Source organism: Pseudomonas sp. KnCO4 (assembly GCF_045344305.1).
Lineage (GTDB): Bacteria > Pseudomonadota > Gammaproteobacteria > Pseudomonadales > Pseudomonadaceae > Aquipseudomonas > Aquipseudomonas anuradhapurensis.
The window spans coordinates 1,313,471-1,329,222 of record NZ_CP174199.1 but is presented as its reverse complement, the minus strand read 5'-3'; the positions used below and the strand labels follow the sequence as shown (position 1 = coordinate 1,329,222).

Annotated in this window: 15 protein-coding genes; 7 read left to right on the top strand and 8 right to left on the bottom strand. The window is 65.1% G+C overall.

All coding sequences use genetic code 11. The annotated features are described in order from the left end of the window. Positions 1 to 54: 54 nt before the first annotated feature. From relA to ACJA3S_RS06165, 5 genes are all read right to left on the bottom strand, one after another. On the bottom strand, positions 55 to 2,295 hold the full coding sequence (relA, locus tag ACJA3S_RS06185; RefSeq protein ID WP_085626475.1) for a GTP diphosphokinase: 2,241 nt from the start codon (positions 2,293 to 2,295) through the stop codon (positions 55 to 57). 96 nt (positions 2,296 to 2,391) lie between these two features. Continuing rightward, on the bottom strand, positions 2,392 to 3,750 hold the full coding sequence (gene rlmD / locus ACJA3S_RS06180; protein ID WP_406821174.1) for a 23S rRNA (uracil(1939)-C(5))-methyltransferase RlmD: 1,359 nt from the start codon (positions 3,748 to 3,750) through the stop codon (positions 2,392 to 2,394). Beyond that, positions 3,751 to 4,650 carry a cysteine synthase CysM gene (gene cysM / locus ACJA3S_RS06175; RefSeq protein ID WP_406821173.1) on the bottom strand — a complete coding sequence of 300 codons (900 nt, stop codon included), beginning with the start codon at positions 4,648 to 4,650 and terminating at the stop codon, positions 3,751 to 3,753. A gap of 226 nt (positions 4,651 to 4,876) precedes the next feature. After that, positions 4,877 to 6,250 carry a histidine kinase sensor domain-containing protein gene (locus ACJA3S_RS06170; RefSeq protein WP_406821172.1) on the bottom strand — a complete coding sequence of 458 codons (1,374 nt, stop codon included), beginning with the start codon at positions 6,248 to 6,250 and terminating at the stop codon, positions 4,877 to 4,879. 3 nt (positions 6,251 to 6,253) lie between these two features. Further along, positions 6,254 to 6,973 (bottom strand): response regulator transcription factor, encoded by a 720-nt coding sequence (locus ACJA3S_RS06165; RefSeq protein ID WP_406821171.1) that lies wholly within the window; start codon positions 6,971 to 6,973, stop codon positions 6,254 to 6,256. A gap of 193 nt (positions 6,974 to 7,166) precedes the next feature. Between ACJA3S_RS06165 and ACJA3S_RS06160 the strand changes: the two genes are divergently transcribed. From ACJA3S_RS06160 to ACJA3S_RS06145, 4 genes are all read left to right on the top strand, one after another. Next, positions 7,167 to 9,923: a response regulator gene (locus ACJA3S_RS06160; protein ID WP_406821170.1), complete on the top strand. Its 2,757-nt coding sequence runs from the start codon at positions 7,167 to 7,169 to the stop codon at positions 9,921 to 9,923. A 115-nt stretch (positions 9,924 to 10,038) separates the two neighbouring features. Further along, positions 10,039 to 11,028 (top strand): 2-hydroxyacid dehydrogenase, encoded by a 990-nt coding sequence (locus tag ACJA3S_RS06155; RefSeq protein WP_406821169.1) that lies wholly within the window; start codon positions 10,039 to 10,041, stop codon positions 11,026 to 11,028. A 31-nt stretch (positions 11,029 to 11,059) separates the two neighbouring features. Next, positions 11,060 to 11,497, top strand: coding sequence for a hypothetical protein (locus ACJA3S_RS06150; RefSeq protein WP_013971353.1), 438 nt, complete (start codon positions 11,060 to 11,062; stop codon positions 11,495 to 11,497). Further along, a complete protein-coding gene (locus tag ACJA3S_RS06145; protein WP_406821168.1) occupies positions 11,494 to 11,898 on the top strand; it encodes an META domain-containing protein in 405 nt (134 codons plus the stop codon). The genes ACJA3S_RS06150 and ACJA3S_RS06145 overlap by 4 nt, the downstream gene beginning before the upstream one ends. Positions 11,899 to 12,067: 169 nt before the next feature. Here ACJA3S_RS06145 and ACJA3S_RS06140 read toward each other — a convergent pair whose 3' ends face one another. Continuing rightward, a complete protein-coding gene (locus ACJA3S_RS06140) occupies positions 12,068 to 12,532 on the bottom strand; it encodes a TlpA disulfide reductase family protein (protein ID WP_406821167.1) in 465 nt (154 codons plus the stop codon). Positions 12,533 to 12,617: 85 nt separating this feature from the next. Between ACJA3S_RS06140 and arsC the strand changes: the two genes are divergently transcribed. From arsC to ACJA3S_RS06125, 3 genes are read left to right on the top strand one after another with little or no spacing between them, the layout of a single operon-like run. Then, a complete protein-coding gene (gene arsC, locus ACJA3S_RS06135) occupies positions 12,618 to 12,971 on the top strand; it encodes an arsenate reductase (glutaredoxin) (protein ID WP_406821166.1) in 354 nt (117 codons plus the stop codon). Beyond that, a complete protein-coding gene (gene wrbA, locus ACJA3S_RS06130; RefSeq protein WP_170028701.1) occupies positions 12,968 to 13,573 on the top strand; it encodes an NAD(P)H:quinone oxidoreductase in 606 nt (201 codons plus the stop codon). Before arsC ends, wrbA begins: the two co-directional genes overlap by 4 nt. After that, the gene (locus ACJA3S_RS06125; protein WP_406821165.1) at positions 13,566 to 13,979 is read left to right on the top strand and encodes a DUF2069 domain-containing protein; all 414 of its coding nucleotides are present in this window, start codon (positions 13,566 to 13,568) and stop codon (positions 13,977 to 13,979) included. Before wrbA ends, ACJA3S_RS06125 begins: the two co-directional genes overlap by 8 nt. 113 nt (positions 13,980 to 14,092) lie before the next feature. Here the strand turns inward: ACJA3S_RS06125 and ACJA3S_RS06120 are convergent, their stop codons facing one another. Both ACJA3S_RS06120 and ttcA read right to left on the bottom strand, forming a co-directional pair. Beyond that, positions 14,093 to 14,764 carry a DNA-3-methyladenine glycosylase I gene (locus ACJA3S_RS06120; protein ID WP_406821164.1) on the bottom strand — a complete coding sequence of 224 codons (672 nt, stop codon included), beginning with the start codon at positions 14,762 to 14,764 and terminating at the stop codon, positions 14,093 to 14,095. Between the two features lie 4 nt (positions 14,765 to 14,768). After that, a complete protein-coding gene (gene ttcA / locus ACJA3S_RS06115; protein WP_170028698.1) occupies positions 14,769 to 15,593 on the bottom strand; it encodes a tRNA 2-thiocytidine(32) synthetase TtcA in 825 nt (274 codons plus the stop codon). Between the last annotated feature and the right edge of the window lie 159 nt (positions 15,594 to 15,752).

Below are 15,752 nucleotides of genomic sequence, written 5' to 3'. Positions count from 1 at the left end.
TCGGTGGTGGCTGCTTCGCGGATCAACCCGCACCGCGAAGCAGGCGCCGCAGTCTCAAGGCGTACGATTGCGCCGCGTCTCGATGATGTTCGGCAACTGCGAGATCCGCCCCAACAGGCGCCCCAGCGCGTCCAGGCCGGGAATCTCGATGGTCAGCGACATCAACGCGGTGTTGTCTTCCTTGTTCGAGCGGGTGTTCACCGCCAGCACGTTGATTTTCTCGTTCAGCAGCACTTGCGACACGTCGCGCAGCAGGCCCGGGCGGTCGTAGGCTCGTATGACGATATCCACCGGGTAGGTCTGCACCGGGATCGGCCCCCAGCTGACCTGGATCATGCGCTCGGGCTCCTTGCCCGCCAACTGCAGCACCGAGGCGCAGTCCTGGCGGTGAATGCTCACGCCACGGCCCTGGGTGATGTAGCCGACGATGGCGTCGCCCGGCAGCGGCTGGCAGCAGCCGGCCATCTGCGTCAACAGGTTGCCGACCCCCTGGATCTGGATGTCGCCACGCTTGCCGGTGCGCGGCCCGGTAGGCTTGCGCGGCACCAGTTCGATCTGCTCGATGCGCTCAGGCTCAAGCAACTGCTGGGCCGCGTTGACCAGGTGGGCCAGGCGCAGGTCGCCGGCGCCGAGCGAGGCGAACATATCTTCGGCGGTCTTGACGTTGGTCTTCTCGGCCAGGCGCTCGAAGTCCACTTGCGGCAGGCCCAGGCGGCTGAGTTCACGCTCGAGCAAGGTCTTGCCGGCAGCGACGTTCTGGTCGCGAGCCTGCAGCTTGAACCAGTGCACGATCTTGGCCCGTGCACGCGAGGTGGTGACGTAGCCCAGGTTGGAGTTCAACCAGTCACGGCTGGGGTTGCCGTGCTTGCTGGTGATGATCTCGACCTGTTCGCCGGTCTGCAGGCTGTAGTTGAGCGGCACGATGCGCCCGTTGATCTTGGCGCCGCGGCAGTTGTGACCGATTTCGGTGTGCACGCGGTAGGCGAAGTCCAGCGGGGTGGCGCCCTTGGGCAGGTCGATGGCGTGGCCGTCAGGGGTGAACACGTAGACCCGGTCCGGCTCGATATCGACCCGCAACTGCTCGGCCAGGCCACCGATGTCGCCCAGTTCTTCGTGCCATTCCAGCACCTGGCGCAGCCAGGAGATCTTCTCTTCGTAATGGTTGGAGCTGGACTTGACGTCGGTACCCTTGTAGCGCCAGTGGGCGCAAACCCCGAGCTCGGCTTCCTCGTGCATGCCGTGGGTACGGATCTGCACTTCCAGCACCTTGCCCTCGGGGCCGATCACCGCGGTGTGCAGCGAGCGGTAGCCGTTTTCCTTGGGGTTGGCGATGTAGTCGTCGAACTCCTTGGGAATGTGTCGCCACAGCGTGTGCACGATACCCAGTGCGGTGTAGCAGTCGCGAATTTCCGGCACCAGCACGCGCACTGCGCGCACGTCGTAGATCTGGCTGAACTCCAGGCCCTTGCGCTGCATCTTGCGCCAGATCGAATAGATGTGTTTTGCCCGGCCGCTGATGTCGGCCTTCACGCCGGTGGCCAACAGCTCGTTCTGCAGCTGGTTCATCACGTCGCTGATGAAACGCTCGCGGTCCAGCCGCCGCTCGTGCAGCAGCTTGGCGATCTGTTTGTACTGGTCGGGCTCGAGGTAGCGGAAGGACAGGTCTTCCAGCTCCCACTTGATGTGGCCGATGCCCAGGCGGTGCGCCAGCGGCGCATAAATGTCGAACACCTCGCGAGCAACCCGCAGGCGTTTCTCGTCGTCGGCGGCCTTGACGGCACGGATCGCGCAGGTGCGCTCGGCCAGCTTGATCAGCGCCACGCGCACATCATCGACCATGGCCACGAGCATCTTGCGCAGGTTCTCGACCTGCGCCTGCGAACCCAGCACCAGCGACTGCCGCGGGCTGAGGCTGGCGCTGATGGCCGCCATGCGCAGCACGCCGTCGATCAGCTTGGACACTACCGGGCCGAAACGCTGGCTGACCTCGGCCAGGGTCACCTTGCCCTCGCGCACCGAGCGGTAGATGACCGCCGCTACCAGGGAATCCTGGTCGAGCTTGAGGTCGGCGAGGATTTCGGCGATTTCCAGGCCTGCCTGGAAGCTGGACGTCCCGTCCGCCCAGGAATGCTTGGCCGGATTGCCTTTTTTCTCGACTTCATGGGCGAACTCGCAGGCCTCTTTCAGCGCTGCGCGATCCAGTGCCGAATCGACGCTCACCACATGGTCCAACCATGCTTCGAGATTGATACTGCCGTCAGTGTTGACCGGCTGGTGCACTCTCACCTGTACCATCTTTGTTTTACCTTTCCATACAGCGCACCACGCGGGCGCGCTGGCGATCACCGTGCGGCTGCCATTCCCTGAAAGCCGCACCAAGGGGCCAGTCAGCTAGCCCGCTTCGAATAACGCCATGGCCTCGACATGCGCCGTTTGAGGAAACATGTCGAGAATCCCGGCCCTTTTTAACCGGTACCCCTGGCCGACCAGCACCTGGGCGTCTCGCGCCAGCGTGGCCGGATTGCACGATACGTAGACCAGCCTTCTGGCCTTGAGGCGGGCGATGCCTTGCACCACCTCGAAAGCACCGTCGCGCGGTGGATCCAAGAGTACCGCAGAAAAGCCCTCGGCGGCCCATCCGGTGCCTGCCAAAGGCTGCGATAAATCGGCCTGAAAAAACCGTGCGTTATGCACATTGTTGTTCCGGGCATTGGCTGCGGCCCGATCGACCATGGCCTGCACGCCTTCCACTGCCACCACCTCGCGCGCCTGGCGCGCCAGCGGCAAGGCGAAGTTGCCCAGGCCGCAGAACAGGTCCAGCACACGCTCGTCGGCCTGCGGTGCCAGCCAGGCCAGGGCCTGCTCGATCATCGCCGTGTTGACCTGGGCATTCACCTGCACGAAGTCACCCGGGCGCCAGGCCAGTTCCAGCTGCCATGGCGCCAGGGCGAAGCCCAGTTGCGCAGCCGGCTGCAGCGCTGCCGGCTCACCTTCGCCTTGCAGCCACAGTTGCGCCTTGGCCTGCTCGCAGAACGCTTGCAGCCTGGCCAGGTCTTCTGCTGGCAACGGCGCGACATGGCGCACCAGCAACGCCTCGGCAGTGCCGCTGAACAATTCGACATGGCCCAGCGCCTGCGGCTTGCTCAAGGAACGCAGCACAGTCGGCAGATGACGCAGAATCGATTGCAAGGGCTGTACCAGCACTGCGCAATCGTCGATGGCAATGATGTCCTGGCTGGCTTCGGCGCGGAAGCCCACCTGCAGTTGGCGTGCCTTGGCATCCCAGCGCACCGCCACGCGGGCGCGGCGACGGTAGCCGAATTGCGGCCCGCTCAGCGGCGGCGCCCACTCTTCGGGTTGCACGCCGGCGACCCGCTGCAGTTGCTCGGCCAGGGTGCGCTGCTTGAGCGCCAGTTGCGCCTCGTGCGGCAGGTGCTGCAGGTTGCAGCCACCACAACGATCGTAATGCCGGCAAGGCGCCTCACGGCGCTCCGGGCTGGCCTGCAGCAGCCGCTCCAGGCGGGCCTCGACCACTTTGCCACGGGCATTGAGCACCCGCGCCTCCACGGCTTCGCCGGCCAGGGCGCCACTGACGAACCAGGTGCGCCCCTCGAAAAAGGCGATACCCCGGCCGTCACCCGCCAGCCGCTCGATGTCCAGCCGCTGCTTCTTGCCCACGGGTACCTGGGCGGTACGGTTACCACCGGCCGGCTGGAAACGCAGGCCGCTGTTGCTTTTTTTCTTGGACATTTAGCTCAGGTCGAACAGGCCGGTGGACAGGTAACGGTCGCCACGGTCGCAGATGATCGCGACCATCGTGGCGTTTTCCACCTCGCGGGACAGGCGCAGCATGGCCGCGACCGCACCACCGGAAGACACGCCGCAGAAAATGCCCTCTTCACGGGCAAGGCGGCGGGTGGTGTCTTCGGCTTCCTGCTGCGACATGTCGACCACACGGTCGACGCGGGTGGCGTCGAAGATCTTCGGCAGGTACTCCTCGGGCCAGCGGCGGATACCCGGGATGGCCGAACCTTCCATCGGCTGCAGGCCGATGATCTGCACCGCCGGGTTCTGTTCCTTGAGGTACTGCGAGCAGCCCATGATGGTACCGGTGGTGCCCATGGAGCTGATGAAATGGGTGATGCTGCCCTGGGTCTGCCGCCAGATCTCCGGGCCGGTGCTGGTGTAGTGGGCGATCGGGTTGTCGCCGTTGGCGAACTGGTCCAGCACCAGGCCACGGCCTTCGGCCTGCAGCTTCTCGGCCAGGTCACGGGCACCTTCCATGCCCTCTTCCTTGGTCACCAGGATCAGCTCGGCGCCGTAGGCGGTCATGGCGGCCTTGCGTTCGGCGGTGGAGTTGTCAGGCATGATCAGGATCATCTTGTAGCCCTTGATCGCCGCCGCCATCGCCAGGGCGATGCCGGTGTTGCCGGAGGTGGCTTCGATCAGGGTGTCGCCGGGCTTGATCTGGCCGCGCAGTTCGGCGCGGGTGATCATCGACAGTGCCGGGCGGTCCTTCACCGAGCCGGCAGGATTGTTACCTTCGAGCTTGAGCAGGAGGGTATTGCTGGTTTCGCCAGCGATGCGCTGCAGGCGAACCAGAGGCGTATTGCCGACGCAATCGGCGATGGTTGGGTACTGCAAGGTCATGGCGTATTTCACAATCCGGACGGCAGGGGCGCCTATCATACCGGCAAACCCTTCGCGGCCATATCACGCAATCTGTGATGAATATAGCTACAGGCTATATGCGCCTGTTGTGCCGCCTGCAGGGGCGGCCTTGTGTCGCGATTGGGGCGCGCAGCGGCCCTAGGTGCCGCTTCGCCGCTAGAATTGCCGGGGCCGCTGCGCGCCCCATCGCGACACAAGGCCGCTCCTACAGGGAACGCGCGGGCTGTGGGGCCAGCGCTGCATGTAAGGGCAAGCGCATCCACAACCGCAGCCCGCGTTTGCCATTCTCCGCCCACAAGGTCCCGCCCTGGCGCTGAATGGCACTGCGGGCGATGCTCAACCCCAGGCCGAAGCCCCCATCCCCAGGCCGTGAGCCGTCCAGCCGGGAGAACGGCGCAAAGATTCGCTCCAGGTCGTCTTCACCTACGCCGCCACCTTCATCCTCCAGCCACAGCCGCCAATAACTGCCGTCACGCTGCCCGCCCAAGCGCACCACGCCCTCGGCCGGTGAATGCCGAATGGCATTGCGCAACAGGTTCTCCAGCGCCTGGGCCAGATGATTGAGGTTACCCAGCACCCAGCAGTCGGCCGGCACCTCGCAGCGCAACCGCGCCAGCGACCAGCCGCTCTCGTAACTGGCGTTCTCGGCGAGCAATTCCCACAGGGCATGGACCTCGATCGGCTCCAGGTTCATCGGCGCGCGCTCGGCATCCTGCCAGGCCAGTTGCAGGGTATCTTCGACCAGTTGCTGCATGCAGCCCAGCTCCCGTGACAAGCGTTCACGCAGGCGTGGCAGGTCGGTTTCGCTCTCGCAGGCCACGCGCAGCCGGCTGAGCGGCGTACGCATTTCGTGGGACAGGTCGCGTAGCAACTGCTGTTGCATCGCCACCGTCCCTTGCAAGCGCTCGGCCATCTGGTCGAAGGCGCGGGCCAGTTCGCCCAGTTCGTCGTGGCGGGCGATGGTACGTGAGTCGAGGCGCGCCGACAGCTGGTCGGCGCGCCAGGCGTTGGCCTGCTCGCGCAACTGGTTCAACGGCACGATCAGCATGCGGTAAAGCCCCACGCACAGCAGCAGGGTGAACAGGCCAGGGATGATGCCGTTGGTGACGACCCGCCATAACAGCCGGTGCTGGCCGGGGTTGAAGCGCTGCGGCAGTTCGATCACCAGCAGGCCCTGGTCCGCTGCCCCCGGAAACGGTATGCGCAGCCATGGCTGCCCCACGGTGCGCTGGCTCATCGGCCAGTCGACACCGCGCAGGCGGGTCAAGCGTTGCATGGTCTGCGGGTCGAGGCTGGCGCTGTCGAGTGGCCGCAGGTTGAGGTCGAATACGCCAACCCAACCGCGTTCGCGCTGGCGCATCGCCGCCACCCAGCGGTCCAGCCCTGCCCGCCCGCCACTGCGCCAGGCCTGCTCGGCCTCGCTGGCATAGCCCTGCAACACCTGCCGCGCCGGCTCCGAAAGAAAGGCGTCCTGGGTTTCCATGTGCCGGCCCCAGGTGTAGCTGAGGCCGATCATCAGCAGGCAGAAGCCCACCAGCAGGATGGCCAGCTTCCAGAACAACGAGTGGCGGTCGAGCATGGGTCACTCCAGCTCGCTGGCGCTGAGCACGTAGCCCTTGCCCCACACGGTACGCACCTGCCGGGCGTGATAACCGATGGCCTTGAGCTTGCGGCGGATCTGGCTGACATGCATGTCCAGGCTGCGGTCATGCCGTGAATAGCCCCGTTGCAATACCTGCTGGTACAGGAACGGCTTGCTCAGCACCTCGTCGCGGTTGCGGTTGAGGATATCGAGCAGGCGATATTCGCTGGGGGTGAGGCCGGCCAGGCGGCCGTGCAGGCGTACATCGCACAGGCCCTCGTCAAAGTGCAATCCACCGCTGGCGAGCTGCGCCTGCGGAGCGCTGTGGCGACGCTCGAGGGCGACCCGGCGCAGGATCGCCTCGATGCGCACGCGCAGTTCGGCGATGCTGAACGGCTTGGGCAGGTAATCATCGGCGCCACGCTGGAAACCGTTGATGCGGTCGGCCTCGGCACCCAGTGCCGACATCAGGATCACCGGCGTGGCGCTGCGTTGGCGCAACTGCGCCAGGGCATCCAGGCCGTTGAGCCCGGGCAGCAGGATGTCCATCAGCACCACATCGAAGGCGCGGCGCCCTGCTGTTTCCAGGCCCTCCAGGCCATTGCGGCACCAGGTGACCTGGTAGCCGCCGCGCTGCAGCTGTTCGTGCAGATAGGCACCCAGGACCGGGTCATCCTCGATGGCGAGGATATTGGAGTTGTGAACAACTTCAGGATTCATTGGCAACTGTCATGCATTCTCAATTGCGCAATTATTGGGCATCCTGCGCCTGCCGGGCAACCGCCCCGCCCGCAATACGCCGCCACGGGTGCAAAACACGTACTAAACAGGTGCAATAGCACGGCGGGCGGAGTAACTTCCCGCCTTGGCCGTCCTCGCTTGACGGCGTCCAGGCACATGACAGGAGGCGAGTGTGCTCGATCGCTTGGGAATTCGCAGCCGGGTCCTGCTGCTGGCGTTGTTGCCGGCCGGCCTGATGGCCCTGGTGCTGGGCAGTTATTTCACCTGGCTGCAGCAAAATGACCTGCGCACCCAGTTGCTGCAACGCGGCAAGATGATTGCCGAGCAGCTGGCGCCACTGGCCGCGCCCGCCATGGCCAAGCTGGCACCGGCGCAACTGGAGCGCATTGCCGCGCAAACCCTGGAGCAGGCCGATGTGCGCGCCGTCACCTTCCTCGCCCCGGACCGCACACGGCTGGCCCACGCTGGCCCGAGCATGCTCAACCAGCCGCCGAGCGGCGGTACCGGCATGCAGCTGCTGCAGCGCAGCGGCAATGACGCCACGCGCTACCTGATGCCGGTGTTTGGCCACCACCGTGACCTGGCCACCGAAGCCGTGCCGGCCGAAGCCGAACGCCTGCTGGGCTGGGTCGAGATCGAGCTATCCCACGACGGCACGCTGCTGCGCGGCTACCGCAACCTGTTCACCAGCCTGTTGCTGATCCTCGCCTGCCTGGTGCTCAGCGGCTTGCTGGCCTTGCGCATGAGCCGCACCATCAACGACCCCATCGAGCGGATCAAGCACGCGGTCAACCAGCTCAAGGACGGCCACCTGGAAGAGCGCCTGCCGGCCCTCGGCAGCCATGAGCTGGACGAACTGGCGCGCGGTATCAACCGCATGGCCGAAACCCTGCACAACGCCCACGAAGAACTGCAGCACAGCATCGACCAGGCGACCGAGGACGTGCGCCAGAACCTGGAAACCATCGAGATCCAGAACATCGAGCTGGACATGGCGCGCAAGGAGGCCCTGGAGGCCAGCCGCATCAAGTCGGAATTCCTGGCCAACATGAGCCATGAAATCCGCACCCCGCTCAACGGCATCCTCGGTTTTACCCACCTGCTGCAGAAAAGCGAAATGACGCCGCGCCAGCTGGACTACCTCAGCACCATCGAGAAGTCCGCCGACAACCTGCTGGGGATCATCAACGAGATCCTCGACTTCTCGAAGATCGAGGCGGGCAAGCTGGTGCTCGACAGCATCCCGTTCAACCTGCGGGACCTGATCCAGGATACCCTGACCATCCTCGCCCCGGCCGCCCACGCCAAGCAGCTGGAGCTGCTCAGCCTGATCTACCGCGACACGCCGTCGTCGCTGATCGGCGACCCGCTACGGCTCAAGCAGATCCTCACCAACCTGGTCAGCAACGCCATCAAGTTCACCCGCGAAGGCACCATCGTCGTGCGCGCCATGCTCGACGACGAACATGAAGACAGCGCGCAGTTGCGCATCAGCGTGCAGGACACCGGTATCGGCCTGTCGCCGCAGGATGTACGCACGCTATTCCAGGCGTTCAGCCAGGCCGACAACTCGCTGGCGCGCCAGCCCGGCGGCACCGGCCTGGGCCTGGTGATTTCCAAGCGCCTGATCGAGCAGATGGGCGGCGAAATCGGCGTTGACAGTACCCCGGGCGAGGGTTCGCAGTTCTGGATCAGCCTCAACCTGCCCAAGGCCCACGACGACCTCCAGGAGCAGCCACTGCAACCGCTGCTGGGCCGCCGCGCGGCCATTGTCGATGGCCACGAACTGGCTCGCCAGGCGCTGGAACATCAGCTGGAAGACTGCGGCCTCAGCGTCAGCCCGTTCACCTCCTACGACCAGTTGCTGCAGGCTGTGCAGGCCGCCAGCCAGGCCGGCCAGCCGTTCGAGTTCGCCGTGCTCGGGGCCAACCTGGGCAACCTGTCGCCCGAACAACTGGGCCATTACCACCAGCAGCTGGAACGTTACCATTGCCAGTGCGTGGTGCTGTGCCCGACTACCGAGCAGGCGCTGTACCATCCCTACCTGCCCAATGGCCATGGCCAGCTGCTGTCCAAGCCGACCTGTACCCGCAAGCTGCGGCGCCTGTTGCTGGAGCTGGTGCAACCGCGCCGCACGCACGGCGAGGCAACCAGCGTCAACGGCCAGCGCCAGCCGAAGATCCTGTGTGTCGACGACAATCCGGCCAACCTGCTTCTGGTGCAGACCCTGCTCGAAGACCTGGGGGCCGAGGTGCTGGCCGTCGACAACGGCTATGCCGCGCTGCAGGCGGTGCAGAGCGAGCCCTTCGACCTGGTGCTGATGGACGTGCAGATGCCCGGCATGGACGGCCGCGCCTGCACCGAACAGATCCGCCTGTGGGAAAACACCCAGAGCGGCAACCCGCTACCGATCGTCGCCCTCACCGCCCACGCCATGGCCAACGAGAAACGCGCGCTGCTGCACGGTGGGATGGACGACTACCTGACCAAACCGATCAGCGAACGACAGCTGGCCCAGGTGGTGATGAAATGGACCGGGCTGAGCCTGGGCGTGCCTCAGCAGGAGCGCCTGGTCGAACAACTGGCCGGCGGCGACGAACTGCAAGTGCTCGACCCCGAGGAAGGCTTGCGCCTGGCGGCCGGCAAGGCAGACCTGGCGGCGGACATGCTGAGCATGCTGCTGGCCTCGCTGGACACCGACCGCGAAGCCATACGTGCCGCCCGCGAGGCCGACGACCGCACCACGCTGATCGAGCAGGTGCACCGCCTGAACGGCGCCTCGCGCTATTGCGGTGTACCGCAGCTGCGTGCCGCCTGCCAACGCAGCGAGACCCTGCTCAAGCAGGAGCACCCGCAGGCGCAGCAGGCACTGGACGAGCTGGATGCAGCAATCAACCGTCTTGCCGCTCAAGCCCGATTGAGCGCCTGAGCGCCTCCGGGCTGGGTTGAGATAGGCGATGTGGGTGAGATCGAGCGCCGCCCGCGCAGCGCTCGATCTCACAGGCAACCGCTAACCCAAGACATTCACCACAAAGGAAGCCCCCATGCGCGCCCTGTTGTTCAGCAGCCAGCACTACGACCAGGAAAGCTTCACCCGGGCCGCCAGCGGCACCACCCTGGACCTGCATTTCCAGCCCGCCCGCCTGACCCTCGACACTGCTGCGCTGGCCGATGGCTACGAGGTGGTCTGCGCCTTCATCAACGACGAACTCGACGCCCCGGTGCTGCAGCGCCTGGCCACCGGCGGCACGCGCCTGATCGCCTTGCGCTCGGCCGGCTACAACCATGTCGACCTGGCCAGCGCCCAGCGCCTGGGCCTGACCGTGGTGCGGGTGCCGGCCTATTCGCCGCATGCCGTGGCGGAACACGCCGTCGCGCTGATCCTGGCGCTCAACCGGCGCCTGCACCGGGCCTACAACCGCACCCGCGAAGGTGATTTCACCTTGCACGGGCTGACCGGCTTCGACCTGCACGGCAAGACCGTCGGCGTGGTCGGTACCGGCCAGATCGGCGCTGCGTTCGCTCGCATCATGGCCGGTTTCGGCTGCCAGCTGCTGGCCTACGACCCCCACCCCAACCCGGAGCTGCTGGCCCTGGGCGCCCGCTACCTGCCGTTGCCCGAGCTGCTGCGCGAAGCCCGTATCATCAGCTTGCACTGTCCGCTGAACGAGCACACCCGGCACCTGATCAATGCGCATAGCCTGGCCCAGCTGCAACCCGGTGCCATGCTGATCAACACCGGCCGCGGCGCGCTGGTCGACACCCCGGCGCTGATCGACGCACTCAAGAGCGGCCAGCTCGGCTACCTGGGCCTGGATGTTTATGAAGAAGAGGCCCAGCTGTTCTTCGAGGACCGTTCCGACCTGCCGCTGCAGGACGACGTGCTGGCCCGCCTGCTGACCTTCCCCAACGTGATCGTCACCGCCCACCAGGCCTTCCTCACCCGTGAGGCACTGGACGCCATCGCTGTGACCACGCTGGACAACATCAACCGCTGGGCGGCAGGCAAACCACAGAATCTGGTCATGGGTTAGTGCTAGGATACGCGGCATTTCTGGAGGACCCATGGTCGAGCACGATTTCCGCTACACCCTTTTCAACCCGCAACACACCTTGATCGAGTGCCGCGCGCTGGTGCCGGGCCGTTACCAGGTCACCGGCAACGGCGGCTCGATGCATAAAGGCGATACCCTGCTGGTCACCCTCAAGGGCAGCAAGGACCTGTCGATGCGACTGACCGTGGAGAGTGTGCGCCACCTGATCAACCCTCGCGGTCAGTGGGTTGCCGTCGCCAGTGGCCCGGTATTCAACGAGCTGGAAATCCTCACCTGGCAGGTCGCCTGCGACAGCTGCGACGCCGTGCTCGACTTCGAGTTTGCAGTGGATGCCAAGCTGGGCAAGAAAGCCCGCCAACCTGCCGCCAGTGCACGTATTGCCGAGCTGGGCTGGGCCAGCCGTGGCGAGAAACACCTGTGCCCGCGTTGCCAGGAGAGCGCCGAGTGAAGAATCTGCTGACCGGCGTGCTGATTGCCTCCGGCCTGCTGGGCTGCGCCGCTGAACCTGCCAGGCTGCAGCAGGAGCGCAGCTACGTACTGGAGTGGATTGGCGAACGGCCGCTGATCGATTACAGCCACCTGACCCTGACCCTGGCCAGCGATGGCCGTGCCTATGGCAACGGCGGTTGCAACCATTGGTTTGCACCGTACACGCTGGAAGGCCAGCAGCTGAGCTTCGGCAAGGTCGGCAAGACCCGCAAGCTGTGCGCGCCGGCCGTGATGGAGCAGGAAAAACGCTACTTGCAGGCGCTGGAAACCGTGCAACGCTGGGACGTGTCGCCGATCGAGCAGATACGCTTCTGGCCGGCCGAGGGCAAGCCGCTGCGCTTCTGGCCTGAGGAAGGCTGAAAATGCCGGGGCCGCTTTGCGGCCCATCGCGACACAAGGCCGCTCCTACAGGGGATGCGATCTGAGCTGCGCCCCAATGGTGGCAGATGTCCGACATCTGGGGCGCAGCTCAATCTCCTGTAGGAGCGGCCTTGTGTCGCGATGGGCTGCAACGTAGCCGCAAAATGCATCAGGCGCCCTTCAGGGCCTTGATCCTGGCCTGCAGCCCTTCAAGGGTCTGCTCGCCCAGCAACTGCTCACGCACCTTGCCCTTGTCATCGATGATGTAGGTCACCGGCAGTGCCTCGCTGCGCGGCAGGTCATAGCGCTCGGCCGGGTCCTGGGCCAACACGGTGAAATCGATGCCCAGGGTTTCGCTCGCCTGCTTCAGGTCCTGCCCCTGCAAGCCATCGAAATTCACCCCCACCACCCTGATGCCGTCGCCTGCCCATTGCTTGGCTGCCGCGTTCAGTTGAGGGATTTCGGTACGGCACGGCCCGCACCACTCGGCCCAGTAGTTGAGCACCAGCCAGTGCCCGTCGAGCTGTTCGGCCTTAACCGTATTACCGTGTTGGTCCACGCCATAATCGGCACCGCAACCACCGAGCAACAGGCTCGCGGTGATGGCCAGTACTGCTGCCAGACGCCTTGCCATGGGTCAATCCTTCTCGAGTTTTCAAGCAAATGTGTCAGTCGCTGCGGTTAGAATAGCCGTCACACCCTGCTGGATGCGACCCGACATGACCGACCTGACGCTCTATCATAACCCGCGCTGCTCGAAATCCCGCGGCGCGCTGGAACTGCTCGAAGCACGCGGCCTGGCACCGACCATCGTGCGCTACCTCGAGACCCCGCCTGACGCGGCCACCCTCGCGGCCTTGCTCGGCAAGCTGGGCATCGGCCCGCGCCAGTTGCTGCGTACCGGCGAAGACGAATACAAGGAGCTGAACCTGGCCGACCCGGGGCTGACCGATGCGCAACTGATCGAGGCCATGGTCCGCCATCCCAAGCTGATCGAGCGGCCGATCCTGGTCGCCGGTGACAAGGCCGTGGTCGGCCGCCCGCCGGAAAAAGTGCTGGAGATCCTGCCGTGACCACGCCCTATATCCTGGTGCTGTATTACAGCCGCCACGGCTCGACCAGCGAGATGGCCAGGCACATCGCCCGCGGCATCGAGCTGGCCGGCCTGGAGGCTCGCCTGCGCACGGTGCCGGCGATTTCCACCGAATGCGAAGCGGTCGCCCCGGACATTCCGCCCAGTGGCGCGCTGTACGCCACCCTGGACGACCTGCGCCACTGCGCCGGGCTGGTACTGGGTAGCCCGACCCGCTTCGGCAACATGGCGGCGCCGCTCAAGTATTTCCTGGATGGTACCAGCAGCCTGTGGCTGGGCGGTGAGCTGGTCGGCAAGCCGGCGGGCGTGTTCACCTCCACCGCCAGCCTGCATGGTGGCCAGGAAACCACCCTGCTGTCGATGATGCTGCCGCTGATGCACCACGGCATGCTGGTCATGGGCCTGCCATACAGCGAATCGGCATTGCTCGAGACTCGCGGTGGCGGCACGCCGTATGGCGCCAGCCACCACGCCGGGGCCGATGGCAAGCGCGAACTGGACGCCCACGAGATCGCCCTGTGCCGCGCCCTTGGCCAACGCCTGGCGAGCACCGCCAAGGCCCTGGAGGCCGCACGTGGCTAGAAAGCCCAAGGTATTGCCAGCGCTGGACTGGCTGGCCCCGCGCCTGCGCCTGACGCGGGCATTGAGCCTGGCGTTCTTCTTCGGCCTGATCGTCCTGCTGCTGGTGAACAACCTGGGCTTCGCCAACCTGCATGGGGCACGGGTCGAGGTCATTCTGGCGATCGAACTGGTGCCGCTGCTGCTGTTGCTGCCGGGCATGCTGACAGGCAGCGCCCGGGCGCATGCCTGGACCTGCTTCGTGGTGAACATCTACTTCATCAAGGGCGTGCTGGCGGCGTTCGACCCGGCGCGGGCGGTGTTTGGCTGGCTCGAGGTTCTGGTGAGCCTGGGGTTGTTCATCGCCGCGTTGCTGTATGTGCGCTGGAAGTTCCAGCACGAGCGGCGCCTGGCGGGCGAAGGCGGCTGATTTCAGGGCTGCTTTGCAGCCCTTTCACGACACAAGGCCAACCCTACAGCGGATCGCATGTTCCTGTAGGAGCGGCCTTGTGTCGCGAAGGGCTGCAAAGCAGCACCGGGATCTCAATGATTGACAGTATGCGCCAGCATCACCGACAACTGACACAGCGGCCGGCCACTCTCGGCCTGCCACTGGTTGAACGCCTGCTGCACCAGGGCCAGGTCACGCTGGCTGGTCGGCGGCTTGTCGATCACCTTCTGCGCAATCAATGCCGCCGCCATGTCATCGGTAGGGATGAAGGTATCCTTGCCGACCATGCGCAGGAAGCGCGGCGCCGATAACCCGCCCAGCTGGTTGCCGTGCTTGGCCAGGTACTTCCACAGCCCGACGATATCGGTCACCGGCCAGTCGGCGATGAACGCGCCAAAGCTGCCGTGCGCCTTGCTGATATCAAGGACCATCTGCGCATTGCGCGGCACGCTCTTGAGCTTGCCCAGGTGGCGAATGATGCGCTCGTCCTGCATCAGCCGCTCCAGGTGTTCGGCGCCCATCAGCACCACCTTCTCCGGGTCGAAGCCGAAGAACACCTGCTCGAATGCCGGCCACTTGGCATCCACCAGGCTGTGCTTGAGCCCGGCGCGGAACACGCGCAGGGCCAGGGTCGACAGGTAGCGGTCGTCGCTTATGTCGCGCAGTTGCGCCGGCGTGCGCGGCTGCGGCAGGAAGGCCTCCAGGGCCTGGGCCGAGCCGAAGCGGTTCAGGCAGTATGCGTGCAGCCACTGGTAATCGCGCATGGGCTCAGATGTTCAGCACGTCAAGGAAACGCGGCGTGGCGTTTTCGTCGATCTTCAGGCTGGTGAAGTCGAACAGGTTGCGGTCGGCCAACTGCGACGGTGCCACGTTCTGCAGGGCGCGGAAGATGCTCTCGGTACGGCCCGGGTGCTTGCGTTCCCACTCCACCAGCATGTCCTTGACCACCTGGCGTTGCAGGTTTTCCTGCGAGCCGCACAGGTTGCACGGGATGATCGGGAATTCCTTCATGTCCGAATAGGCCTGGATGTCCTTCTCGCTGCAGTAGGCCAGCGGGCGGATCACCACGTTGCGGCCATCGTCGGCGCGCAGCTTCGGCGGCATGCCCTTGAGCGCGCCGTTGAAGAACATGTTGAGGAAGAAGGTTTCGACGATGTCGTCGCGATGGTGCCCCAGCGCCATCTTGGTCGCGCCGATTTCGTCGGCGAAGGTGTACAGGGTGCCACGGCGCAGGCGCGAGCACAGCGAGCAGGTGGTCTTGCCCTCGGGTACCAGCTCCTTGACCACCGAGTAGGTGTCCTTCTCGACGATGTGGTACTCGACGCCCAGCGCCTTGAGGTAGGCCGGCAGCACATGCTCGGGGAAGCCCGGCTGCTTCTGGTCCATGTTCACCGCGACGATCTCGAACTTGATCGGTGCCACCTTCTGCAGGTGCAACAGAACGTCGAGCATGGTGTAGCTGTCCTTGCCGCCGGACAGGCAGACCATGACCTTGTCGCCATCCTCGATCATGTTGTAGTCGGTGATGGCTTCGCCGGCGAGACGACGCAGGCGTTTTTGCAGTTTGTTCTGGTTGACCGAGAGGGTGCCCATAGCGCTTGGATCCGCGAGGTGTGACAAAAGCCGGCTATTTTACGCACAAACGCGACGGGGCTGTAGGCATTCCCGATAAAGACTTCAAGGTAATCAGCAGTCTCCCCTACAGCGCGATTTGCTCTAAAAAGCACGATTTATGTGGGTAACGGCTTCCTA